Raw genomic sequence first — 25,758 nt, 5'->3', positions numbered from 1 at the left:
TTTAAGTTAATCTACATTATCGTGTAAAAACGAATTATTAGAGCGTGATAAATTATTATTATCGGTATTTAATATCGTGTTTGATTTACTAATTGATGTATCGGTATTAATATCGACACCTAAGCGTTTATAAGCTGGCTGACGTTCTATTTCATCTATATTTTTAGTGGTGTTACTAAATTTATAGTTGTATCCTTTTAATTTTTCACGTCTTTCTTTGGTTCTCGCTTCTAATTCGGCGATGGTCATATTTGCTGGCGATATTTCCTCACTACTTTCATTTTTTTCAGCAACAGGTTGATGTTTTACTGATGTTTTGAGTTCAAATTGCAGTGCTTCATCGACTTGTTCTTGTCTTACAATTTGTCTTGAATTTTTGTTAGGATTTATATGCGTATCAGTATTTTCTAAAACATGACGTTTTTGAACTTGAGATGCTTCTATGCTTGGTTCTTCGTTTGTTTGTTTCTGTTGATTACTTTGATTGTTTTGAATATTTTGATTTACAGGTTGTTGAGGCTCTTTATTTTGTTCAGAGATATTGGTAATAATAAAATCGTCATCAGCATTTTCATTTGGGCTAACTTGCTCGTATATAACATTGATATTACCAATATTATTTGAATTATTATTATTTACGTTATCATGATGATTTGTCGTATTTTTATTGAGAGTTGGCTCTTGATTTTCCTGATTTAAAGGAGTTATTGTTTTAGAGATAGGTTCATTTACAGCAGATTCTGTTTGTATATTTCTAGCTGTAAAGTTGGTTGTTATTTTATTTTCATCCTCTAGTGTATGAATAATTTTTTGTACTTCGGTGTTGCTAATTGTTCCTTGTTGATCTGCTGTAAAACCAGTAGCAACAATGGTTACGGCAATACCATCTTCTAAAGATTCATCTTCACCAACCCCCATGATAATATTGGCATCATAACCAGCTTCATCTTGAATATAGTCATTAATTTCTCCAATTTCATCTAGTGTTACTTCCTTAACTCCTGAAACGATTAATAATAGTACATTTTTAGCACCTGTAATTTTATTATCGTTTAACAATGGTGAATCTAAGGCTCTTATAATAGCGTTTTTAGCACGATTATCACCTGTTTCTTTTGCGGAACCCATAATAGCTGTTCCACTGTTGGACAGTACTGTTTTGGCATCGTGTAAATCAATATTTTGTTTATAGTGATGTGTTATAACCTCAGCAATACCTTTAGCTGCTGTTGCTAAGACTTCATCAGCTTTGGAGAAACCAGCTTTAAACCCTAAGTTTCCGTAAACCTCTCTTAATTTATTATTATTGATAACAATTAGAGAATCTACATTTCTGCGAAGTTCATCGATTCCATCTTGTGCTTGTTTGCTACGTCTTTTTCCTTCAAACTGAAACGGCATTGTAACGATTCCTACCGTTAGAATGTCCATATCTTTTGCTATTTTAGCAATAATGGGTGCTGCTCCAGTACCTGTTCCTCCCCCCATACCAGCGGTAATAAATACCATTTTAGTATGTGTGCTTAACATTTGCTGAATTTCTTGAATACTTTCGGCAGCAGCTTGCGCACCAACTTCAGGATTTGCACCAGCTCCTAATCCAGAGGTTAAGTGTGCTCCTAGTTGAATTTTATTAGGAATTGGGCTACTTTCAAGTGCTTGTGCATCAGTATTACAAATTACGAAATCAACTCCGTGAATTTGCTTACTAAACATGTGATCTACAGCATTACTTCCTCCCCCACCAACACCGATTACTTTAATGGCATTCGATTGTGTTTTTGGCATGTCGAATGAAATGTTATTGAATTCTGTACTCATAATAACTTTCCTTTTTATAATTTTTATTCAATTACACGACTTATTTATCGGGGGATTAATAGCGGTAATATCTTGTTTTTTTCTTATCTTTTTTATTTTATTCTACGTTGTCTAAAAACTCTTTAAATCTATCTGCAAATTTATCAAAAAAAGATTTTGATTTAGACGGATTCGCTTTTGATACGTGCTCTTTTTTTCTTTCTTGTTCTTTCAGAAACGCTTCTTTTTGGATATCGCTATCAGCTTGAGCTTCTAAAATTATTTTTTCTTCGGATTCTTTAGCAACAACTTTTGGAGCTACAGGAATTGTTTTTACATCTTTGTATAAACCTTCCATTAATAAACCTACAGCGGTTGCATATTCTGGGCTTGCTAAGGCATCTGAAGAATCTCCAGATAAATGTTCATTAGGATACCCTATACGAACGTCCATTCCAGTTATATATTCTACTAATTGTCGTAAATGTTTTAATTGTGCCCCTCCACCTGTTAATACGATTCCTGCAATTAGCTTTCCTTTTTGAGTTTCATGCCCATATTTTTTTATTTCTAAATACACATGATTTACAATTTCTTGTACTCTGGCATGAATTATTTTTGATAAATTTTTAAGGCTAATTTCTTTAGGTTCTCTACCTCTTAATCCGGGGATAGAAACTATTTCAGTTTCTGTATTTTCTCCAGGCCATGCCGATCCGAATTTTACTTTGAGTAATTCCGCTTGTTTTTCGATAATAGAGCATCCTTCTTTGATATCTTCTGTAATAATATTTCCACCAAATGGGATTACGGCTGTATGTCTAATAACGCCGTCTTTAAATATTGCTAAATCGGTTGTACCGCCTCCGATATCAATTAAAGCGACTCCAGCTTCTTTTTCTTCTTGGCTTAATACGGCTAATGCCGAAGATAAGGGTTCTAGGGTGATGCTTGCTAGGTTTAATCCTGCGCTGTTTACACATCTGGTTATATTTCTGATAGAAGAAACTTGTCCAACAACTACGTGAAAATTGGCTTCTAATCTTCCACCATACATTCCGATAGGTTCTTTAATATCGGATTGGCTATCTACTTTATATTCTTGCGGTAAGACGTGAATAATTTCTTCACCGGGTTGCATTCCTAATTTATGTACTTGTCCAACAAGGCTTTCAATATCTTGTTCATTAATTACGATATCTGATTTTTGACGTGTAATATAATCGCTATGATGTAGGCTTCTAATATGTTGTCCTGCAATGCCTACGACTACATTTTCTACGGATTGTCCCGATACACTTTGTGCCTCTTCAATAGCTTGTTGAATGGACATAATTGTTTGGGTAATATTATTTACCACACCCCGTTTTACACCTAAACTTTTAGCTCTACCAATACCCAAAACCTCTAATTTGCCTTGTTCGTTTTCACGTCCGATCATAGCAACAATTTTGGTAGTACCGATATCTAAACCAACTGCAATTTTATTTTTCTTCATCTTGCTTTTGTTTTGTGCACACAACTTGATTGTGGTATTTTACATTTATTGTCTTATAATTTTTAATTGTTTTATCAATTAATGCTTTATTATAAAATGCGATTAATTTTTTAAACTTTACGGATACATTTTCTAGTTTTCCAAAAAGAATTTGATATGTTCCGCTACGAACTGTAAATATATATTGATTTTCAATATTTTTTTGAATTCCTATAATTTCTTTACTAAAAAAATTATATTCTTCAATTTTGTTGATTAAAATTAGTAATTCGTTGATATCTTTTTGGTTTTTAATTCCTGATACAAACGGCACTCTTGCTGAAAAATTTTGTGATAACGGGATTTCTACTCCAAATTTATCAATATAATATGATTCATTTTTATTTACAATTCTGGCAATTGGTGTACGTTGTTTTATCAATGTTTTGAGCACTCCGTTAATGGTTAAATAGACGGTTGCTTTTTCCACATACGGATTTTCGGAAACATTTTTCTCCAGAAAATGTAAATTTACTATTCTTTTTGGTTGATTTTTAACAAATTCATTATTTTGTCTTAACATTTTATCAACCATACTGTGTGTCAAGAAGTTATTATCTCCTTCTTCGAATTCTACGACAGTATTTTCAATGATTTTCGTGCCATTTTTATTGGTTGTAAATCCGTATAAAAAAGCAAAAAAAAGCAACAACAACAAAAAAGACAGATATGTAGTTATTGTTTTCATTTTAACACTGGTATTTTTTATTCAAATCTTCTTTTATTTGAGGCACTAATAGCCCGATATCTCCTGCCCCAATCATTATTACAATATTAGACCCATTTTTCAAGATTTCGTCACTTAAATTCTCCTTAGCAACCAACATTTTATTTTCCATGATTACTTTGTCTAATAGCCAAGTTGAATTGACACCTTTTATGGGCAATTCTCTTGCTGGATAAATGTCTAACAATAACAGCGAATCGAATTTAGAAAGTGCGTTTGCAAAATCATCTACAAAATCTTTTGTTCTGGTAAATAAGTGTGGTTGAAACACGCCTAATACTTTTTTATTCGGATACATTTCTCGTACTGAATTAATCACGGCATTTATTTCTGTTGGATGATGTGCATAATCATCAATCAGGACTATTTTTTCGGTTTTAATTTTGTAGGAAAACCTACGTTGAACGCCTTTAAAAGTTTTGAGTTGATGTTTAATATTTTCTAATGAAATCCCGTAAACATCTGCCATTGCTAATGCAGCTAAGGCATTCATCATGTTGTGTTTTCCGGGTAAATTAAATTCAATATTTTTTATTTCTGATGTTGGCGTTTTCACATCAAATATATAATTTCCTGTACCTATTTTAACATTATATGCCTGATAATCGGCAGTTTCATCAATGGCGTATGTAAGTCCTTTTAAAGGCAATCCTTTGGCGATAATTAGTGTATCGGTAACTTTATTTGCAAATTCGTTAAAAGAGGCTTGTAACATTTCATTTTCACCATAGATGTCTAAATGATCGGCATCCATGGAAGTAATACAGGCGATATTTGGTGATAATTTCAAGAAAGATCTATCAAATTCATCTGCTTCTACGACCGAAATTTTGTCTTCACCTAAAATCAGGTTTGAGTTATAATTTTCAGCGATTCCTCCTAAAAAAGAAGTTGCTTTTACAGGTTGCATAATATGCCCTAAAATTGCAGAAGTCGTTGTTTTTCCGTGCGTTCCTGCCACAGCCAAACATTTGGTATTTTTGGTTATTTCCCCTAAAATTTCGGCTCTTTTTAGCACTTTGAAGCCATTATTAATAAAATAATTTAATTCTTGATGCGTTTTAGGTATTGCGGGAGTGTACACCACGAATGTTTCTTGTTTATTTAAGCAAGAAGTTTCGATATTTTCTACGGCATCTTCAAAGTGAATTTTCACTCCAATATTTTCTAATTTTTGTGTTATTGGGCTTGGTGTTTTATCGTATCCAAATACGTTTTTTCCGTTTACGGCAAAATATTGTGCAATAGCACTCATTCCGATTCCTCCAATTCCTATAAAATAGACGTTATGTATTGCTTTTAAGTTCACTAATTAATTGTGCTATTTCGTTAACGATTTCTTTTGTTGCGTTTGGCAATGCCAATGCTTTTATATTTTTGCTTAAACTTTTTTGTTTTTCGGTGTCTTTGAGTAGTTTTTTTATTACTGTTTGAAAAGTTTCGAGTTCATTTTCTTTGATTAGAATTGCGCCATTTTTTTCAACGATTGCTGTTGCATTTTTTGTTTGATGATCTTCGGATACATTTGGCGATGGTATAAAAATGGTTGGTTTTCCTACGATACACAATTCTGACACAGAACTTGCTCCGGCTCTTGATACTATAAAATCTGCGGATGCGTATGCTAAGTCCATTTTAGTAATAAAGGGATAAACTTGTACGTTTATTTTTTGGTTATATTTTTGATATTCTTCAAAATATAATTTACCGCATTGCCAGATTAATTGAACATTTTCTTGTTCAAAGAGTTCTAGATTTGTTTCAATTAATTGATTTATTTTTCTGGCACCTAAACTTCCGCCTAAAATCAGGATTGTTTTTTTAGTTGTATCTAGTTTAAAAAAGGTTTTTCCTTCGGATATTTTAGTTTGAATATTCAATAAATCTTGGCGAACAGGATTTCCTGTTTTTATAATTTTATCTTTCGGAAAAAAGCGTGTTAAATTATCGTAAGCGACACATATTTTGCTGGCTTTTTTGCTTAATAATTTATTAGTAATTCCAGGATATGAATTTTGTTCTTGTATAAGTGTTGGTATTTTTTTTTGATTAGCGATCATTAAGGTTGGTCCGCTAGCAAACCCACCTGTACCGATTGCGACATCTGGCTTAAAATTTTTAATAATAACGTGTGCTTTGTATAAACTGTGTACTAATTTTATAGGAAACAGCATATTTTTAAGGGTTATTTTTCGTTGGATTCCTGAAATCCACAAACCTTTAATTGGGTATCCTGCTTGCGGAACTTTTTCCATTTCCATTTTATCTTTTGCGCCTACAAACAAGATACTTGCCAATGGATATCTGTTTTTTAGTTCGTTTGCAATAGCGATAGCAGGATAAATATGTCCACCAGTTCCGCCACCACTTATAATTACCTTAATTGTTGGTTTCATCTAGTTTATTTAAGGGGTTTTCTTCTATATCTGTTGGCATTTCGCCTGTCATTTCTCCTGATATTTCGTTTTCTAATTCATCTTCTAATACCGCTAATGTTTTTGATGCTTCATTTGCAGAAGCACTCACACTTAATATAATTCCTAAAGCAAAACAAGTCATCCAAATAGAAGTACCACCACTACTAATTAAGGGAAGTGTTTGCCCAGTTACGGGTAATATATTTACGGCTACTGCCATGTTTATCATGGCTTGAAAGACAATTGGAACTCCAACACCAATGACCAATAAAGTTCCAAAAACAGTAGTTGCTTTCTTGGCTGTAACTAAAATTCTTAATAATAAGAAAAAATAAATAAAGGCAACTAAAACAGCACCTAGAAGACCATATTCTTCAATAATAATGGCATATATAAAATCCGAAGAAGATTGTGGTAAAAAGTTTTTTTGTACACTTTTACCAGGACCTCTTCCTAGCATTCCACCTGTTACAATGGCTATTTTAGCTTTTTCTACTTGATAATTTTCTGTTCCGTTTGATTTTGAAAAACCTTCAATTCGACTTTTCCAAGTACTTACACGGTTGGGCATTAATTCAGGAAAAGCTTTTGTTATCAGTACAAAAAACAAGAGTAAAAAAACACCAATTCCCAGAATATAACTCAGATATTTCACAGGATATCCACCGATAAAAGTAAGTAGTAAAACCATTAAAAAAATAATAGCTGTTGTCGAAAAATTGGCAGGAAGTACCAATAATAATATAATAGAGACTGGCAACCATAATTTCACCAGACTTTGTTTAAAGTTTTTTTTCACATGCTGATTTCTCGCTAAATAACTCGATACAAAAACCATCAAAACTAAACCCGCCAACGTAGATGTCTGAAAACCAATCCCTACAAATGGAATATTAAGCCATCTACTTGCATTTGCACCTCCTATTTCTCTACCTTGTGCTAGAGTAACAACTAACAATATCGCTACGATTGGAAACATAATAATCGTCATACCGCTAAAATATTTATACGGAACTTTATGTACGCCATAAATTACTCCAAAACCAGTTATTAGCAACACCATGTGTTTTATTAAATGTCCAATTGTAGAGCCGTTACCAACTACATATACTAGGTTGGTACTTGCGCTATATATGGGCATAAATGAAAATATTGCCAAAATGGTAACGATAGCCCAAATAGCTTTATCTCCTTTTATATATTGAAAGATAACTTTCATTAATTCGATTATTTTTTATTTATTTTTATAAACTTTATTATAACTCTTGAATTGCTTTTTTAAATTGAATACCTCTATCCTGATAATTTTTAAACAAATCGAAACTAGCACAAGCTGGTGATAACAATACGGTATCTCCTTTTTCGGCGAGTTTATTGGCGATATTTACCGCTTTTTTTGCTGTGTTTGTTGCGACTAAAACAGGTACAACGTTTCCAAAAGTTGCTATAATTTTTTCATTATCGATTCCTAAACAAACAATTGCTTTGACTTTTTCTTTTACCAAAGGCATTAAAACTTGATAGTCATTTCCTTTATCAACACCACCTACTACCCAAATTGTTGGGCTATCCATAGCATCTAAGGCATAAAAAACGGCATCAATATTCGTGGCTTTACTATCGTTAATAAATTGTACACCATTAATTTTTCGCACATATTCCAAGCGATGTTCTACGGGTTTAAAATCCGCTAAACTTTGTGCTATATTTTTTGATGCTATGGCGAATAATTTTGCGGTTATCGCTACTGCCATGGCATTTTTGATATTATGTTTTCCTTTTAGAGCCAGTTCAGAAACAGTCATTAAAACTTCTTCTGAAGTTAGCTTTAAGATAATCTTATTTTCTCTTAAAAAAGCACCATATTTCAATTCTTTTTGAATAGAAAACGGAATTTTTTGAGCCTTTGTAATGTTATTATCCAGCCAATTTTCGATAGCTTTATCATCGGCATCGTATAGTAAAAAATCGGTTGCTGTTTGATTTTTTGTGATGCGAAATTTTGAGTTTATATAATTGTCATAATTATATTGATATCTATCTAAATGATCTGGCGATATGTTGGTAATAACGGCAATATTTGGTTTAAAATCAACAATTCCATCTAATTGAAAACTACTTAATTCCAACACATAATTTTCATGTGATTTTTCGGCAACTAATTGAGCAAAACTATCGCCAATATTTCCACCAATACCGACATCAAAACCTGCTTTTTTCAGTAGATGTCCCATTAATAATGTGGTGGTGGTTTTCCCGTTAGAACCTGTGATTCCTATTATTTTAGCTTTGGTAAATTCACTAGCAAATTCAATTTCAGAAACTATTTTTATTTCTTTTGAAATTAACGCTTGTATTAAGCTTATATTATCGGGGATTCCAGGGCTTTTCATAACAATATCCGCTGAAAAGATAAGAGAATCGGTATGTTTATTTTGCTCAAAATTGATGTTATTTTCGAGCAATATTTTTTGATATTTTGGAGCAATAATTCCTTTATCAGACACAAAAACATCGAAGCCTTTTTGTTTGCCTAACAACGCTGTTCCCACGCCACTTTCTCCACCGCCAAGAATTACCAACCTTTTCATTTTATTTTATTTTTTGACTTATTTTTTGACTTATTTTTTTTGATTTCATTATTGATTTTCTATCTTAATTTTAGCGTTACGATGGTTAAAACGGCGAGTAAAATTCCAACAATCCAAAAGCGGGTAACTATTTTACTTTCGTGATAATTTAATTTTTGATAATGATGATGTAAGGGTGCCATTTTGAAGATTCTTTTTCCTTCTCCGAATCTTTTTTTAGTGTATTTAAAGTAAAAAACTTGCAGTATTACCGATAAATTTTCAACGACAAAAACACCTGCTAAAATTGGCAATAACAATTCTTTACGAATAGCAATGGCGATTACAGCGATAATTCCTCCGATTGTTAAACTTCCTGTATCTCCCATAAATACTTGAGCTGGATACGTATTATACCAAAGAAAACCGATTAAAGCTCCTGCAAAAGCGAATATAAAAACGGTCATTTCTCCAGAATTCGGAATGTACATAACATCTAAATAATCGGCAAAAATAATATTTCCCGAAACCCATGCAAATATTGCCAAGGCGATTACCATAATTGCTGATGTTCCTGCTGCCAATCCATCAATTCCATCGGTTAAATTTGCACCATTTGAAATTCCTGTTACAATAAAAACAACTACAAATATGAAAATTATCCAACCATATTTTTGATAATCATCACCTAAAAAGCGAAATACTTTTGCGTACTCTAATTCATTATTTTTTAAGAAAGGAACGGTTGTTTTTGTTGATTTATGAGCTTCTCCAAATACTTTTATTTTTCCGTTAGCTTGAACAACTTGCTGTGCAATAGGCAATTGCTCTTTAATCGTAACATCAGGATGAAAATAAAGCATTGTTCCTACAATCACGCCCAAACCAACCTGACCTAACACTTTAAACTTTCCTTTTAAACCTGCTTTATCTTTTTTAAATACTTTGATATAATCATCTGTAAAACCAATTAAACCCATCCAAACGGTGGTTATCAGTAAAATAATGATGTAAATATTTTCTAATTTAGCGAACAAAATTACGGGAACTAAGGTTGCTAAAATAATGATAAGTCCTCCCATTGTTGGCGTTCCTGCTTTTTGGACTTGTCCTGCTAATCCTAAATCACGAACGGTTTCCCCAATTTGCTGTTTTCTTAAAAAGCTAATTATTTTTTTACCAAATATTGTTGATATCAATAAAGAAGCTATAAATGCAATAGCGGCACGAAACGTAATAAATTGAAACACACTTGCGCCTGTTAAATTAAATTCGGTTTCTAAATATTGAAATATATAATAGAGCATTATGCTTTTTTTAGTTGATTAAAACAATTCATTACTTCTTCTAAATCATCAAAATGATGTTTAACACCATTAATATCTTGATAATTTTCATGTCCTTTTCCTGCGATTACGATAATATCGCCTGTTATCGCTAATTTACAAGCTGTTTTGATGGCTTGTTTTCTATTTAGAATCGTCAATGTTTTTTTGTAATTTTCAGGCGATACTCCTGCTTCCATTTGGTCAAGAATTACTTGCGGATCTTCAGTTCGAGGATTATCCGAAGTAAAAATTGTTTGCGTACTTAATTGCGAAGCAATCATTGCCATTTTCGGACGTTTTGTGGTATCTCTATCGCCACCACATCCAACGACAGTTAGTACATTTTCGTTTCCTGTACGAATATCATTAATGGTTTCTAGTACATTTTTAAGAGCGTCAGGTGTGTGTGCGTAATCAACAATTGCGGTTACGCCATCGCTTGAAATCGTATATTCAAAACGTCCACTAACACTTTCTAAATCGCTTATCAGCCTTAAAATTTCTATTTTTTCGAGTCCTAATAAATCGGCAACGCCAAAAATAGCCAACAAATTAGAGGCATTAAATTCACCAATTAATTTACTCCAAACCTCAACGCCGTTTATAATTAACAACGTTCCTGAAAAACGTTTTTCTACTACTTTTCCTTTAAAATCAGCACCTGTTTTCAGGGCGTATGTTTTTTGGGTTGCTTTGGTATTTTGAAGCATTATTTTCCCGTTTTTATCATCCATATTAACCAAAGCAAATGCCGATTTTGGTAACGTATCAAAAAACGATTTTTTAACATCACGATATTCTGCAAATGTTTTATGATAATCTAAATGATCGTGTGATAAATTAGTGAAAACACCGCCTACAAAATGCAATCCTTCGGTTCTTTTCTGATGGATTCCATGCGAGCTAACTTCCATAAAACAGTGGGTTACGCCTTGGTCAATCATCAACGATAAATATTTATTAATCGTCAAAGAATCTGGCGTTGTATGACTTGTTTTATGCGTTATTTCGTCGACCATAATTTTCACGGTGGATAACAAACCAACTTTATACCCTGCTTTTTTGAACAATTGATACAATAAAGAAGCGATGGTTGTTTTTCCGTTAGTTCCTGTAACTCCTACTAATTTTATTTTTTTTGATGGGTTATCATAAAAATTAGTTGCCATAATTGCCAATGCTGTATTGGTATTTTCAACCTCAACATAGGTAATTGCTTCTTTTTTATGTTCAGGGATATGTGCTGGAATTTTTTCACACACAACTACGGTTGCTCCTAAATCGATGGCTTTTTCTATAAATTGATGTCCATCAACAGTGCTTCCTTTTTGAGCAATGAAGAGGTCATTTTTTTGTATAAATCGGCTATCAAACTGAATCGTATTGATTAGAATATCAATATTTCCAGCAGTTTTAAGTATTGCTACTTTATATAATATGTCTTTTAATTTTTTCAATTACAGTAATTTTAAATAAACGGTTGCTCCTTTGGATACTTTTGTTCCATAATCAATAGATTGTTCGGTTACTTTTCCTATTCCAGTAAACTCGACTCGTAAGCCCATATTTTCTAATAATGCAACGGCATCCATACCGCTCATACCGACAACTCTAGGCATTATGGTTTTGTATTTTTTTAATTTTTCATAATAATCTTGATATTCTTGCTCAATACTTTCTGAGGAAATTTCATCAGAAACCAACTGATTATTAATAGGTGTTGTGGTATAAATTTTCTGAGCAATTTCTTTAAATATTGGCGCTGCGACTTTAGAACCATAATATCCTTTTTCTTTTTTAGGACTATGAACCACTACAATACAAGAATATTTAGGTTTATCAGCGGGAAAAAAGCCTGTAAACGAGGCAACATATTTTTTCTTTGAATAGTGTCCGTATACTGTATTTCCGTTTTTGTCTTTGTGTTTAGGAATCCATTTTTGTGCGGTTCCTGTTTTTCCTGCCATCGAAAAATTGGAAGAATAGATATTTTGAGCAGTTCCTCTTTTTACGGTATTTTCCATGATAGTTCTTACTTTATCGATGGTACTTTGCGATGCTATTTTTTGTTTTAAAACTTGAGGTTCAAAACGTTTCTCTACGTTTCCTCCAACTCTTAATTCTTTTACAAAAAAGGGTTTTACGAGTTTTCCGTTATTGGCAACGGCATTATAAAAGGTTAATACTTGGAGAGCTGTTAAGTGAACTCCGTATCCCCACGCCATCCATTCTAAGGATATTGGACTCCAATTTTTTTCTGAAGGATTTGGAATATATGGTTCTCCTTCTCCTTTTATTTTAACGCCTGTGAGTTGATCTAGTCCAAAAGATTTAATTCGTTCTACAAATTTCTTTGGATTTTTATCGTAATTTTTTTGAATTGTTTTTACAATTCCAACATTTGATGATACTTCAAAAACACGAGCCAATGATATTTTACCATGTCCGCCGCTTTTACTGTCTTCTACTTTTCTATTATTAATATAAACTGTACCTGTACCGCAATCTACAATGTCAGATGTATGAGCAAGTCTATCTTCCAAAACGGCCATTAAGCTTGCTAGTTTAAAGGTTGAACCAGGTTCATGACTTTCCCAAACGGCATAATTTCTTTTTTCGTAATATTTTCCTTCGGATGTTCTTCCTAAATTGGAGATCGCTTTAATTTCTCCTGTTTCGACTTCCATGACTACGGCACATCCATGATCGGCTTCAAAAGATTCCAATTGTCTAAGCAATGCGTGATGCGTGATATCTTGAATATTCACATCAATAGTTGTAATAACATCGCTACCATCTATGGGTTCTTTTTCGTTTACATCATTGATAGGTTTCCACTGTCCTTTGGCAATTTTTTGTTTTAATCGCCATCCATTTTCACCTTGCATATAATCGGCAAAAGCACCTTCAATACCTGCGCCTCCTTTTTTATTATCGTATCCTATTGTCCTTGCGGCAATTTTGCCAATCGGATGTACTCTAACAGTACTTTGTTCGGCAATAAATCCGCCTCTGTAAAGTCCTTCATTGAAGATTGGAAATTTCCTCATTTTAGCACAATTATTATAGCCTATATTTCGAGCTATCAATAAGTAGCGATTTTTTCGTTTTCGAGCTCTTCTAATTTTTTTTTGATAATAGCTAGCAGGTTCGCCTAGCATTTTGGATAGTGAATCGGAAAGGGAGCGGATATTTTTTTCAAATACTTTCGAATTTATTACAACTGCATCCATCCTAATAGTATATTTTGTGATCGAAGTTGCTAATAAATTTCCATCAGCGGCATATACATTTCCTCTATTTGCAAATATGGTATCATTTTTAACGGTTTTTTCTAGCGAAAGTTTTCGATATTTATCACCATCTAAATACTGAAGTTTAAAAACCCTAAAAACAATGATAACTAAAAAAAGCGTCATTAAAGCTACAACTACATAGAGTCTGTTTAATATACTTTTTTTTACCACCATTATTTTTTTTATTGTTTTTTAGTTGTTACTTTTATTTTCTGAGGAGGCTTCCTTGCGGGAAACAACCCTTTATCTTTTACTTTTGCTCGAATACTGCTTTCGAGTCTCATTTTTGTCAATTCGGTACTAGTATCAAAATCTTCGGCTCTTAACTCGCTCTTTTTTTTATTTAACACTGCGATTTTCACAACTTTAGCATCTAAACTATGTGAACTTGATATCACAATCAATAATAAAACAACTATAAAAACTAGAATCCGCCAGTTTTTAAAGGAATCTTCATCTGTTAAAAATTTACCTCTTAAAACGTCGTAAAGACCTTTTTTCACTTTTAACATTATTTGACTTTTAACATTATTTTCATTTCACTTTTAAGTTACTTTTAAATTGCTTTTAGATTTATTTTAATGTTCCGATTCGTAATTTGGCACTTCTAGCTCTGTTATTGGCTTTAATTTCTTGATATGTTGGTATTATCAACTTCCCAATTTTCTTTAAAGGAACTGAAATATTCCCATAAAAATCTTTTTCTGGTTCTCCCACAAACAATCCTGTTCTTATAAAACGCTTCACCAATCTATCTTCTAAAGAATGATACGAAATAATGCTTAATCGTCCTTCTTCTTGTAATAATCCAGGGATTTGTTCTAAAAACTCTTTTAAAACTTCCAATTCTTGATTTACTTCAATTCGAACGGCTTGAAATATTTGTGCTAATATTTTATGTTCTTTTGCCTCTGGAAGAAATTCTTTTAATACTTCTTTCAATTGAAAGCTGGTTTGAATTTCTTGTTCTTGCCTTGCGGTTACAATTTTTTTTGATAAAGCTCTTGCATTTCGAAGTTCGCCATATAAAAATAGGATATCGGCTAATTTTTCTTCGCTATATTTGTTGATGATTTTTTTGGCTGACAAATCAGATTTTTGATCCATTCTCATATCTAAATCGGCATCAAATCGAGTCGAAAACCCTCTTTCTGCTTCATCAAATTGATGAGAAGAAACGCCTAAATCGGCTAAAATTCCATCTACTTTTCGAATTCCGTAGAATCGTAAAAAACGAGCAATAAACCGAAAATTTTCACCAATCAGCACAAAACGCGGATCGTCAATTGTATTTTCTAAAGCATCTGGATCTTGGTCAAAAGCAAATAATTTTCCATTTTCACCTAACCTACTTAGGATCTCTTTTGAATGACCTCCGCCACCAAAAGTTACATCGACATATACGCCGTCCTCTTTAATATTCAGTGCATCAACACTTTGCTTTAACAAAACTGGATTATGATACTTCATCTTTATCTGTATTACCCATTACCTCTTCTGCTAAATCAGCAAAATCAACAACAGCATCATCAATTACTTGTTCGTACTTATTTTTGTCCCAGATTTCTATGATATCAACAGCAGTACAAAGCACTAATTGCTTTTTAATACCAGCGTATTCACATAAATCTTTGGGTAGTAACAATCTTCCTGAAGCATCTGCTGATACGACTTTAACACCAGCGGTAAATCTTCTAATAAAATCGTTATTTTTCTTTACAAATCGATTTAATGTATGTATTTTTTGCATCACCAAATTCCAAGCTTCCATCGGATATAATTCCAAACAGGGCTGAAATACCGACCGCTTTATAATAAACCCATCTTTCAGTATATCAGATAATTGCGTTTTTAATGCCACAGGAAGCATACATCTTCCTTTAACATCTGCCGTGCATTGATATGTTCCAATTAAACTGATCAAATTAAACGTTTATAGTTTGCATCAAAAATAAAAAAAAATTACCACTTCTTACCACTTATCACCACTTTGTTCATAAATTTTGATGCTTCTTATAATAAATTGATGCTCAAGATATTTATCAAAAAAAAAAAGCATCAAATAATAAAAATGAAAATTTCGTAAAAAAAGAGTACATTTGTGCTAAAGTCAAACCGAAAAATTAATGACTGATTTTCTAAAGAAAGAAGGTAAATTTACATACGCAGAAGCAGGAGAAGGTAGAGCATTAATCGTATTGCACGGTTTAATGGGCGCTCTTAGTAACTTTGATGAAACTTTTAAATATTTTTCTAAAAAAGGATACCGAGTTTTAATTCCTGAATTACCACTATACACGCTCCCCTTACTAAAAACTAACGTAAAAAATTTAGCCGATTATGTGCACGATTTCATTGAATATAAAGAGCTTAAAAATGTTGTTCTTTTAGGAAATTCTTTAGGTGGGCATATTTCGTTATATTATACAAAGCATTATCCGAAAGATGTTGATGCAATTGTTTTAACAGGTAGCTCTGGATTATATGAAAAATCAATGGGCGATAGTTATCCGAAAAGAGGTAATTACGAATACATTGAAGCCAAAGCAAGAGAAGTTTTTTATGATCCTGAAATTGCCACCAAAGAACTTGTTGATGGTATTTACGACATTGTAAATGACCGAATTAAAGCCTTAAAAACACTCTCGATTGCTAAAAGTGCAATTCGTCATAATATGGCGAACGATTTACCTACAATGCAACAACCAACCTGTCTTATTTGGGGAAAACAAGACGGCGTAACACCGCCTGAAGTTGCCGAAGATTTCCATAAATTATTACCAGATTCTGATTTATTCTGGATTGATAAATGTGGACACGCTGCCATGATGGAAACTCCTCAAGAATTTAATGAAATTTTAGAAAGCTGGCTTTCTAAACGAAATATATAATCGCAAAATAGCGTAACTTATTATTTATGAAAATAAAATCTGCTGATTTTGTAATGAGCAACAGTAATGTTATGAAAGCACCGAAGGATAGAATTCCTGAATATGCTTTTATAGGTCGCTCGAATGTTGGTAAATCTTCGTTAATCAATATGTTGATGCAACGTAAAGATTTAGCTAAAACATCTGGAAAACCAGGAAAAACACAACTTATCAATCATTTTAAAATAAATGAAGAATGGTTTTTAGTCGATTTACCTGGATACGGATACGCACAAATATCTAAAAAGAAACGAACTATTTTTCAGTTTTTTATTGAAAATTATTTCAAAGAAAGAGAACAACTTGTTTTTACCTTTGTTTTAATTGATTCTCGCCACGATCCGCAAAAAATAGATTTAGAATTTATGCAGTTTTTAGGAGAAAATCAAATTCCTTTTGGCATCGTTTTTACAAAAGCCGATAAATTAGGAACTTCTAAAATAAACAATCAAATAGCAAACTATAAAAAGAAATTATTAAAACACTGGGAAATACTTCCAACCTCTTTTCTTACCTCATCAGAAACAGGTTTAGGACGTGAAGAGTTTTTAACATTTATTGAGCAAACAAATCAAGATATCCTTAAAGATTTTCAATAATTCCTTTCCTTTAATATCCAAATTACTCCATTTTTAAGAGCTATTAAAAAAATGCATTCTACAAAAAACAATTTACACGTTTTACATGAAGACAATCATTTAATGATTATCAATAAAAGAGCTGGTGATATTGTTCAGGGTGATAAAACAGGGGACAAACCACTCTCTGAGGTTGTTAAAGAATACATTAAAGACAAATACAACAAACCTGGCGCTGTTTATTTAGGAACTGTTCATCGGTTAGATAGACCAACTTCAGGCGTTGTTATTTACGCAAAAACTTCAAAAGCATTAGAGCGATTGAATAAAATGTTGCGCGATAAAGTAATCAAAAAAACCTATTGGGCGGTTGTGAAAGATCAACCTAAGAAATCCGAAGATACACTTATCAATTTCTTAAAGAAAAATCCGAAGAATAATAAATCAACGGCATATTCGAAAGAAATTGACGGTAGTAAAAAAGCAATTCTTCATTACAAAACACTTAAAAATTTAGATAATTATTCGTTATTAGAAATTGATTTAGAAACAGGGCGTCATCATCAAATTCGAGTGCAATTATCCAATATTGGTGCTATCATAAAAGGCGATTTAAAATACGGAGCAAGACGAAGTAACAAAGATGGAAGCATTCATTTACACGCTCGTAACATTGATTTTATACATCCTGTAAGTAAAGAACGTATCAAAATTACAGCTCCAACGCCTAAAGATCCTATTTGGGATGCTTGCTTATAATTATCCTGATAAAACAGCAATAATTAACATCAAAAGAAACGGTTAAATTTGTATCTTTAAACAAATTTTAACCATGAGTATTCCTGATATAGTACAAACTCAAAAAAACTTTTTCACAACACAGCAAACTAAAGATATTTCTTTTAGAATAACTGCTTTAAAAAAGCTTCAAAAAGAACTTATCAGAAGAGAAGACGATATTATAAAAGCCTTATATAATGATTTTAAAAAATCAGCATACGAAGCTGTATTAACAGAAACTTCTATCGTATTAAGTGAATTGAAAATGGCGATTAAAAACTGTCATTCCTGGAGCAAACCAACACGAGTTTTACCAACACTTTTAAACTTTCCTTCATCAGCTAAAATATATAATGAACCCTACGGAGCTGTTTTAATTATCGCCCCTTGGAATTATCCATATCAACTAGCATTTGCACCGCTTATAGGTGCTATTTCAGCTGGAAATACCGTGATTTTAAAACCCTCTGAACTAACACCAAACGTCAGTAAAATAACTCAAGAAATTATAACTGCCGTATTTGACAAAAATCATGTTGTTGTTCTAGAAGGTGGCGTGGCTACATCACAAGAATTATTAAAACAACGTTGGGATTATATTTTTTTTACAGGAAGTGTTCCCGTAGGAAAAATTATCGCCAAAGCAGCCGCCGAACATCTTACTCCAACAACCCTAGAATTAGGCGGAAAAAGTCCTTGTATTATTGATGAAACTGCCAATATAAAACTAGCTGCAAAACGCTTAGTTTGGGGAAAATTTGTCAATGCTGGACAAACTTGTATCGCTCCTGATTATTTGTTGATTCATCACTCTGTGAAAGAAAAATTTATTATTCATTTTAAAGAAGAAATAATAAATGCCTACGGAGAAAATCCTCAAAATTCAGCCGATTTTCCAAGAATTGTAAATACCAAAAATTTTGACCGATTAGCACTACTTTTAAAAAATGAAAATTGCCTAATTGGAGGAAAAATAGATAAAAAAGAATGCTATATTTCGCCAACACTTATCAACGAACCAAACCTAGATAGCCAGGTAATGAAAGAAGAAATATTTGGTCCTATATTTCCGTTAATTTCATATCAACAAGAAAAAGAACTGGATACCATTATTACGAAATATGATAAACCATTGGCATTTTATATTTTTACCACACGCCAACATTTTGCTAAAAAATTGATTGCAAAATATGCCTTCGGAGGTGGTACTGTTAATGATACCATGGTTCATTTTGTAAATCATCGCTTGCCTTTTGGAGGCGTTGGACAAAGTGGTATCGGGAGTTATCATGGTAAAAAAACTTTTGATACTTTTTCTCATAAAAAAAGTGTCGTTACCAGAGGAAATTGGTTAGATATTTCTATTCGATACGCCCCATACAAAGGGAAATTAGCATCATTAAAAAGACTCTTGAAAATAAGTTCATAATTTTAATTTTTTGATTAAATCAACCTAAAATGATAGAAAAAACAGTATCACAAGCCATTAACTTTAGGCGTTCTGTTAGAGTTTTTGACGCCGAAAAATCAATTGAAAGTAGCATTGTAAAAAAATGTATCGAACAAGCAACACTCGCTCCAAATAGTAGCAATATGCAATTGTGGGAATTTTATCATATTACCTCAAAAGATACAATTGCTAAAATGGCGCCACTATGTTTTAATCAAAATGCTGCTAAAACAGCACAACAATTGGTCGTTTTTGTAACTCGAAAAGATGTCTGGAAAAAACGTGTAAAAGCAAATTTAGCCGTTTTAGATGCTACTTTTGGAAAAGATACGCCCAAAGAAAAGCAAACTAGTCGAGAGAAAATGGCACGAACTTATTACGGAAAAATTATTCCGTTTACCTATTTTGATTTCTTGGGAATTTTTGGTTGGTTAAAATATCTAATTATTTTAATCACAGGATTATTTCGTCCAATATATCGAGAGGTTCGCAATAGCGATATGCGAATTGTAGCACATAAATCAACAGGATTGGCAGCACAAAATTTTATGCTTTCAATGGCAGCAGAAGGCTACGATACTTGCCCGATGGAAGGTGCCGATACTTGGCGTGTAAAACGGTTACTAAACATCCCACGAAGTGCAGAAATTAACATGATTGTAAGCTGTGGAATCCGAACCGAAAAAGGCGTATATGGCGAACGTTTTAGAATCCCTTTTAATGAAGTTTATAAAGAAATATAAGCATCTATAAAAAATTATATCAATAAAAAAAAGCCTTAAATACGCTTATTTATCAACTCTTTTCTTCAAAGATAAGAGAAATTTAATTCGTATTTTTGATGCTTAACAAATTCATTTTTCTGATGAAAAAAATTCAAATGGTTGACCTACAAGGTCAATATGCAAAAATAAAACCGCAAGTAAACAAAGCTTTTGAAAGTGTTTTAGACACTGCCTACTATATTGGAGGTCCTGAAGTTAAAGGATTTGCTTCCGATTTAGAAAAATATTTAGACGTAAAACACGTAATTCCATGTGCTAACGGAACTGATGCGTTGCAAATCGCCATGATGGGGTTGGGTTTAGAACAAGGTGATGAAGTAATTACTGCCGATTTTACCTTCGCTGCAACCGTAGAAGTTATTGCATTATTAAAGTTAACGCCTGTTTTAGTTGATGTAGATTTAGATACTTTCAACATCAATATTGAGGCTTTAAAAAAGGCGATTACACCAAAGACAAAAGCTATTGTACCTGTTCATTTATTTGGGCAATGTGCCAATATGGAAGCCGTAATGGAAATAGCGAAAGAACATAATTTGTTTGTAATCGAAGATAACGCCCAAGCAATTGGTGCCGATTATACATTTTCTGACGGAACAAAAAAGAAATCTGGAACTATTGGAAACGTAGGAACGACTTCTTTTTTCCCTTCTAAAAACTTAGGTTGTTATGGTGATGGTGGCGCAATTTTCACCAATGATGATGATTTAGCACACACCATTCGAGGAATTGTAAATCACGGAATGTACAAACGTTATTATCATGATGTGGTTGGTGTAAATTCTCGTTTAGACAGTTTACAAGCCGCAGTTTTACAAATAAAATTACCATTATTAGATAGTTTTTGTGATGCTCGTAGAAAAGCTGCCGCTTATTATTCTGATGCTTTTGCTACTAATTTAAACATTATAACACCAACAATTAGCGATTTCTCAACACATGTTTTTCATCAATATACCTTGAGAATTACCAACGGAAAACGCAACGAATTACATCAGCATTTATTAGACAATAATATTCCAAATGCGATTTATTATCCCGTGCCTTTACACGCCCAAAAAGCCTATAAAGACGAACGCTACAATGAAGATGATTTTAAAGTAACTAATCAATTAATTGAACAAGTTATTTCATTGCCGATGCATACCGAATTAGACGAAGAACAATTAACTTTCATCACCAAAACAATTTTAGATTTTATAGGAGAATAATGCTATAATTTTTTATCTAAAACAGTCATTAAAAAGCATGAATCAAAAAATAAAAACACTTAAAATAATTCATTTAGCACTAGTTGCAGGAGTAACTTTGGCATATTTTTTAATCGGTGATTTTAAAAATATCTTAAATTTAGAAATCGATAACGCCTCCTTAATTTATTCTTTTATTCCCGCAACAGCTTATGTAATCAGTAATTTTGTGTTTAAAAATATTTTAAAAAACATACAAAAAGAAACTACTGATACACAAAAATTTGATATTTATCAACGTGCTTCTATTTTTAAGTGGGCGATATTAGAAATCGCTTGTTTTTTGATACTGCTTTTAAAACCCGATTTTATTCTTTTTGGTGTTATCCTTTTATTTTATATGATTTTACTAGCTCCAAAAGATGAAAAGATATTCGAACTTTTAAATATTAAAAAGCCTAATCTTTAAAAAATAAGAACAATAAAATAACAAAAATCATGAAAAAGATATTAGTTACTGGCGGTTTAGGATTTATCGGTTCTCATACCGTTGTCGAGTTGCAAAACAAAGGTTTTAAAGTTATTATTATTGATGATTTATCTAATTCCAACATTGCGGTTTTAGATAAAATTACCGAAATAACAGGCGTAAAACCTGATTTTCATCAATTTGATTTGCGTGTAAAACAAAACGTTACTACTTTTTTTGAAAACAATACTGTTGATGGAATTATTCATTTTGCCGCTTTTAAAGCCGTTGGTGAAAGTGTTCAAAATCCGTTAGATTATTATGAAAATAACATCAATAGCTTAATTTATTTATTGCAAGAAATCCGAAATAGAAAACTAGATAATTTTATTTTTAGTTCCTCTTGTATGGCTTATGGAACACCTGAAAAATTACCTATCACTGAAAATACTCCTTCTAATAAAGCCGCTTCAACATACGCAAACACCAAACAAATTGGTGAAGAAATCATTCAAGAAAGTTGTAAAGCTTATGATTTTAATGCCATTACATTGCGTTATTTTAATCCGATAGGCGCACATGAAAGTGCAAAAATTGGTGAACTCCCTAACGGCGTTCCTCAAAATTTAATTCCGTACGTAACCCAAACTGCCGCAGGAATCAGAAAAGAATTAGCCGTTTTTGGCGATGATTACGATACACCTGACGGAACCGCAATTCGGGATTATATTCATGTAGTCGATTTAGCAAAAGCTCATATTATCGCTTTAGAACGCTTATTAAATAAAAAAAATAAACAACAATTCGAACTTTTTAATATTGGAACAGGAACAGGAAGTTCTGTTTTAGAAATTATTAATGCTTTTGAAAAAGCTACCCAAAAAAAACTAAATTATAAAATTGTAAAAAGAAGAGCTGGAGATATAAAAGCAATTTATGCCGATACCACCATCGCTAATAAAGAACTGAATTGGAAAACCGAAAAAACCTTAGAAGAAGCCTTATTATCTTCTTGGAAATGGCAAGAAAATCAGTAAAAAAATTTATATAATTTATTTTTCAACCTTATAATTTTTTCTAAAATACGATGCGATATAAAAATATTGTATCGTATTTTTTATACAACTTAATATCTTGTAATTAATATCAAATTGACTATTAATTACTGTTTTCATAACATTGATATCAAAGAAATACATCAGTTTTGTAGCAATAAAAACGACTTAAAAACAATTTTAAAAACTACCTAAAAATTACTGATGAAAACATTTCAAAAAATTATTTTAAGCACTTTAAGTGTTTTGGCAATCGGCTGTCAAAATGATGACGAATCTGTAAAAAAATCAATAAATACAGACGTAAATTTTAGTTATAAAACAAGTATCAAAATTGGTGGTGAAGGCGCTTCAGAAATTTCAGCTTTCGATAAAATATCGAAAAAATTATTTACAGTTAATGTGGAAGCTAATCAAATAGCAATAAACGATATTTCAGACATCAATAATCCAAAAAAAAGTAACATAAATCTTACGAGTTATGGTTCGCCAAACAGTGTTGCCGTTCTTGACGGAAAATTAGCCGTTGCTGTAGAAGCAACTATCAAACAAAATAACGGAAAAATTTTATTGTACAATACTTCGGATAATTCCTTAATTAGTGAATTTACCGTAGGAGCATTACCTGATATGGTAGCTTTTTCTCCTGATGGAAAAACAATTATTTCAGCAAATGAAGGCGAACCAAACGATGACTATACCAATGATCCTGAAGGAACAATTAGTATTATCAATATTAAAAGTAAAGCAGTAACAACCTTAAATTTTGATGCTTTCGAAGCTCAAAAAAAGGATTTAACATCAAAAGGATTTCGAGTTTTTGGACCAAATGCTTCTTTATCGCAAGATGTTGAACCAGAATATATTGCTATTTCTGATGATTCAAAAACAGCTTGGGTTTCTCTGCAAGAAAATAACGGAATCGCAAAAATAAATTTAGCCTCAAAAACGATTGAAGCAATTTATCCATTAGGTTTTAAAGATTATAATCTTGCTAAAAATAGCATGGATGCCAGTGATAAAGATGATAAAAAAGAATTAAAAAACTGGCCAGTAAAAGGAATCTATCAACCAGATGCTATTAAATATGCAAATATTAACGGAATCGATTATATTTTCTCTGCAAATGAAGGAGATGCTAGAGATTATAAAGGTTTTAGCGAAGAAGTTCGAATGGAAGATTTAACGTTAGATGAAACCGTTTTTGATGCCTCTTTAAATTATTTAGACAAAGCTAATTTAGGACGTTTAAAAACAACAACTACTTTAGGCGATGCCAATAATGACGGGAAATTTGAAGAACTTTATAGTTATGGAGCACGTTCGTTTAGTGTGTGGTCGGGTGATAATGGTACACTTTTATACGATAGTGGAAACAGCATTGCAACAGAAACATTAAAAGCTACACAAAGCCGTTTTAATGATAACGATAAAAGAAGTGATGACAAAGGTGCTGAACCTGAAAGTGTTGAGATTTTAAATATCGGAAATGAGCGTTATATTTTATTTGTTGGTTTAGAAAGAAACGATCAAGTTTTAATGTATGATGTTACTAACCCAACTTCACCCCTATTTTTAAACATTTTATCGCACGATGGCGATGAAGGTCCTGAAGGTTTATTGGCAATATCTGCCGAAGACAGCCCAACAGGAAAAGCTTTATTAGTAGTTTCTAATGAAGATAGCGGAACCGTTACTTTTTACGAAAATAACTAATATTTTATTTTCTTGAAATAGCTAGAAATATAATATTAGCACAAAATAAAACCTCAAACTATTTAGTTTGAGGTTTTTTATTGGTATAAATTCACTTAAAATTTAATTGAAATAATCTTAAATTTCAGTTGATTCTACAGGTAAAACTGCTGCACTTGCAGTAACACTTCTATCAATTTTACGCATCAAACCTTGTAATACTTTCCCAGGTCCAACTTCAATAAATTCAGTTCCACCATCAGCAATCATCGCTTGAATAGACTGCGTCCATCTTACTGGAGCGGTTAATTGTGCTATTAAATTTTCTTTAATTTCATCAGGATTTAAAACTGCTTTCGCTACTACATTTTGATACACAGGACAAGTCGGTGTATTAAAAGTAGTTTCTTGAATTGCTTTTGCTAATTCCTCACGAGCAGGTTCCATCATTGGTGAATGAAATGCCCCACCAACAGGTAACATAATCGCTCTTTTTGCACCTTTTTCTGTTAATACTTCACAGGCTTTTTCAACAGCTGTTACTTCTCCTGAAATCACTAATTGACCAGGACAATTATAGTTTGCCGCTACTACCACACCATCAATTTCGGCACAAATATCTTCCACTATTTTATCTTCTAAACCTAAAACAGCTGCCATGGTTGACGGCTTTATTTCACAGGCTTTTTGCATCGCCAAAGCTCGTTTTGAAACTAAAGTTAAGCCATCTTCAAAAGATAAAACACCATTTGCAACCAATGCCGATAATTCTCCTAACGAATGTCCTGCGACCATTTCTGGCTGAAAAGTATCACCTAAAACCTTTGCTAAAATTACCGAATGTAAAAAAATAGCGGGTTGCGTTACTTTTGTTTGTTTCAAAGATTCTGCAGAACCTTCAAACATTACATCAGTAATACTAAAATCGAGTATATCATTGGCTTTTTCAAAAAGTTCTTGAGCTATCGGATATTTCTCATATAAATCCAATCCCATTCCTGTAAACTGCGCTCCCTGACCAGGAAAAATATATGCTTTCATTTTTTATTAATTTTTTATATTGTATGTATCTACTCTTTATTTTTTACATTACAAACATACACATTTTTAAAATCATTCTTAATTTGTTGCTTTTTAAAAGGATTAAGAAT

23 protein-coding genes are annotated in these 25,758 nt (G+C 32.3%); 9 read left to right on the top strand and 14 right to left on the bottom strand.

What is annotated here, in order from left to right; all coding sequences use genetic code 11:
- Window positions 1-6: 6 nt before the first annotated feature.
- The 13 genes from ftsZ to L0U72_RS00805 form a co-directional block, all read right to left on the bottom strand.
- Window positions 7-1,821, bottom strand: coding sequence for a cell division protein FtsZ (gene ftsZ / locus L0U72_RS00865; RefSeq protein ID WP_233898164.1), 1,815 nt, complete (start codon window positions 1,819-1,821; stop codon window positions 7-9).
- A 97-nt stretch (window positions 1,822-1,918) separates the two neighbouring features.
- Complete coding sequence (ftsA, locus tag L0U72_RS00860) at window positions 1,919-3,298, bottom strand: cell division protein FtsA (RefSeq protein WP_233898163.1); 1,380 nt, start codon at window positions 3,296-3,298, stop codon at window positions 1,919-1,921.
- Window positions 3,285-4,025, bottom strand: a complete 741-nt coding sequence (locus L0U72_RS00855) for a cell division protein FtsQ/DivIB (protein ID WP_101918093.1) — start codon at window positions 4,023-4,025, stop codon at window positions 3,285-3,287. Before L0U72_RS00855 ends, ftsA begins: the two co-directional genes overlap by 14 nt.
- A 1-nt stretch (window position 4,026) precedes the next feature.
- A complete protein-coding gene (gene murC / locus L0U72_RS00850) occupies window positions 4,027-5,373 on the bottom strand; it encodes a UDP-N-acetylmuramate--L-alanine ligase (RefSeq protein ID WP_193706266.1) in 1,347 nt (448 codons plus the stop codon).
- Window positions 5,351-6,460 (bottom strand): undecaprenyldiphospho-muramoylpentapeptide beta-N-acetylglucosaminyltransferase, encoded by a 1,110-nt coding sequence (murG, locus tag L0U72_RS00845; RefSeq protein ID WP_193699597.1) that lies wholly within the window; start codon window positions 6,458-6,460, stop codon window positions 5,351-5,353. The genes murC and murG overlap by 23 nt, the downstream gene beginning before the upstream one ends.
- Entirely contained in the window at window positions 6,444-7,700 is a 1,257-nt protein-coding gene (locus L0U72_RS00840) for an FtsW/RodA/SpoVE family cell cycle protein (protein WP_101918096.1), read from the bottom strand. The genes murG and L0U72_RS00840 overlap by 17 nt, the downstream gene beginning before the upstream one ends.
- A 37-nt stretch (window positions 7,701-7,737) precedes the next feature.
- The gene (gene murD, locus L0U72_RS00835) at window positions 7,738-9,072 is read right to left on the bottom strand and encodes a UDP-N-acetylmuramoyl-L-alanine--D-glutamate ligase (RefSeq protein WP_101918097.1); all 1,335 of its coding nucleotides are present in this window, start codon (window positions 9,070-9,072) and stop codon (window positions 7,738-7,740) included.
- Window positions 9,073-9,131: 59 nt separating this feature from the next.
- Complete coding sequence (mraY, locus tag L0U72_RS00830; RefSeq protein WP_233898162.1) at window positions 9,132-10,358, bottom strand: phospho-N-acetylmuramoyl-pentapeptide-transferase; 1,227 nt, start codon at window positions 10,356-10,358, stop codon at window positions 9,132-9,134.
- Window positions 10,358-11,836, bottom strand: a complete 1,479-nt coding sequence (locus L0U72_RS00825) for a UDP-N-acetylmuramoyl-L-alanyl-D-glutamate--2,6-diaminopimelate ligase (RefSeq protein WP_101918099.1) — start codon at window positions 11,834-11,836, stop codon at window positions 10,358-10,360. The genes mraY and L0U72_RS00825 overlap by 1 nt, the downstream gene beginning before the upstream one ends.
- On the bottom strand, window positions 11,837-13,849 hold the full coding sequence (locus L0U72_RS00820; protein WP_233898161.1) for a penicillin-binding protein: 2,013 nt from the start codon (window positions 13,847-13,849) through the stop codon (window positions 11,837-11,839). It lies immediately after the preceding gene.
- An 8-nt stretch (window positions 13,850-13,857) separates the two neighbouring features.
- Window positions 13,858-14,187 (bottom strand): FtsL-like putative cell division protein, encoded by a 330-nt coding sequence (locus tag L0U72_RS00815; protein ID WP_233885825.1) that lies wholly within the window; start codon window positions 14,185-14,187, stop codon window positions 13,858-13,860.
- A gap of 61 nt (window positions 14,188-14,248) precedes the next feature.
- On the bottom strand, window positions 14,249-15,145 hold the full coding sequence (gene rsmH, locus L0U72_RS00810) for a 16S rRNA (cytosine(1402)-N(4))-methyltransferase RsmH (protein WP_233898160.1): 897 nt from the start codon (window positions 15,143-15,145) through the stop codon (window positions 14,249-14,251).
- Window positions 15,132-15,599: a division/cell wall cluster transcriptional repressor MraZ gene (locus L0U72_RS00805; RefSeq protein ID WP_233898159.1), complete on the bottom strand. Its 468-nt coding sequence runs from the start codon at window positions 15,597-15,599 to the stop codon at window positions 15,132-15,134. The genes rsmH and L0U72_RS00805 overlap by 14 nt, the downstream gene beginning before the upstream one ends.
- A 202-nt stretch (window positions 15,600-15,801) precedes the next feature.
- Here L0U72_RS00805 and L0U72_RS00800 point away from each other — a divergent pair, with 202 nt between their 5' ends.
- The 9 genes from L0U72_RS00800 (at window position 15,802) to L0U72_RS00760 (ending at window position 24,628) form a co-directional block, all read left to right on the top strand.
- On the top strand, window positions 15,802-16,566 hold the full coding sequence (locus tag L0U72_RS00800) for an alpha/beta fold hydrolase (protein ID WP_101918104.1): 765 nt from the start codon (window positions 15,802-15,804) through the stop codon (window positions 16,564-16,566).
- Window positions 16,567-16,592: 26 nt separating this feature from the next.
- Window positions 16,593-17,204, top strand: coding sequence for a ribosome biogenesis GTP-binding protein YihA/YsxC (gene yihA / locus L0U72_RS00795; protein ID WP_101918105.1), 612 nt, complete (start codon window positions 16,593-16,595; stop codon window positions 17,202-17,204).
- Window positions 17,205-17,255: 51 nt separating this feature from the next.
- Window positions 17,256-17,942 (top strand): RluA family pseudouridine synthase, encoded by a 687-nt coding sequence (locus L0U72_RS00790; RefSeq protein WP_233898158.1) that lies wholly within the window; start codon window positions 17,256-17,258, stop codon window positions 17,940-17,942.
- A gap of 73 nt (window positions 17,943-18,015) precedes the next feature.
- Window positions 18,016-19,392, top strand: coding sequence for an aldehyde dehydrogenase (locus L0U72_RS00785; protein ID WP_193700498.1), 1,377 nt, complete (start codon window positions 18,016-18,018; stop codon window positions 19,390-19,392).
- A 29-nt stretch (window positions 19,393-19,421) separates the two neighbouring features.
- Window positions 19,422-20,156 (top strand): nitroreductase family protein, encoded by a 735-nt coding sequence (locus L0U72_RS00780; RefSeq protein WP_233885827.1) that lies wholly within the window; start codon window positions 19,422-19,424, stop codon window positions 20,154-20,156.
- Window positions 20,157-20,278: 122 nt separating this feature from the next.
- The gene (locus L0U72_RS00775) at window positions 20,279-21,409 is read left to right on the top strand and encodes a DegT/DnrJ/EryC1/StrS family aminotransferase (RefSeq protein WP_233898157.1); all 1,131 of its coding nucleotides are present in this window, start codon (window positions 20,279-20,281) and stop codon (window positions 21,407-21,409) included.
- 37 nt (window positions 21,410-21,446) lie between these two features.
- Window positions 21,447-21,857, top strand: a complete 411-nt coding sequence (locus tag L0U72_RS00770) for an MFS transporter (protein ID WP_101918110.1) — start codon at window positions 21,447-21,449, stop codon at window positions 21,855-21,857.
- Window positions 21,858-21,886: 29 nt separating this feature from the next.
- The gene (gene galE, locus L0U72_RS00765) at window positions 21,887-22,894 is read left to right on the top strand and encodes a UDP-glucose 4-epimerase GalE (RefSeq protein WP_101918111.1); all 1,008 of its coding nucleotides are present in this window, start codon (window positions 21,887-21,889) and stop codon (window positions 22,892-22,894) included.
- A gap of 222 nt (window positions 22,895-23,116) precedes the next feature.
- Window positions 23,117-24,628, top strand: a complete 1,512-nt coding sequence (locus tag L0U72_RS00760; RefSeq protein ID WP_233896845.1) for a choice-of-anchor I family protein — start codon at window positions 23,117-23,119, stop codon at window positions 24,626-24,628.
- 117 nt (window positions 24,629-24,745) lie between these two features.
- On the opposite strand, the gene fabD is transcribed toward L0U72_RS00760, so the two are convergent.
- Complete coding sequence (gene fabD, locus L0U72_RS00755; protein WP_233896844.1) at window positions 24,746-25,648, bottom strand: ACP S-malonyltransferase; 903 nt, start codon at window positions 25,646-25,648, stop codon at window positions 24,746-24,748.
- Between the last annotated feature and the right edge of the window lie 110 nt (window positions 25,649-25,758).

It is taken from the genome of Tenacibaculum piscium (genome assembly GCF_021390755.1).
GTDB lineage: Bacteria > Bacteroidota > Bacteroidia > Flavobacteriales > Flavobacteriaceae > Polaribacter > Polaribacter piscius.
The sequence above is the reverse complement of the archived record's forward strand: the minus strand, read 5'-3'. Positions and strand labels throughout refer to the sequence as shown.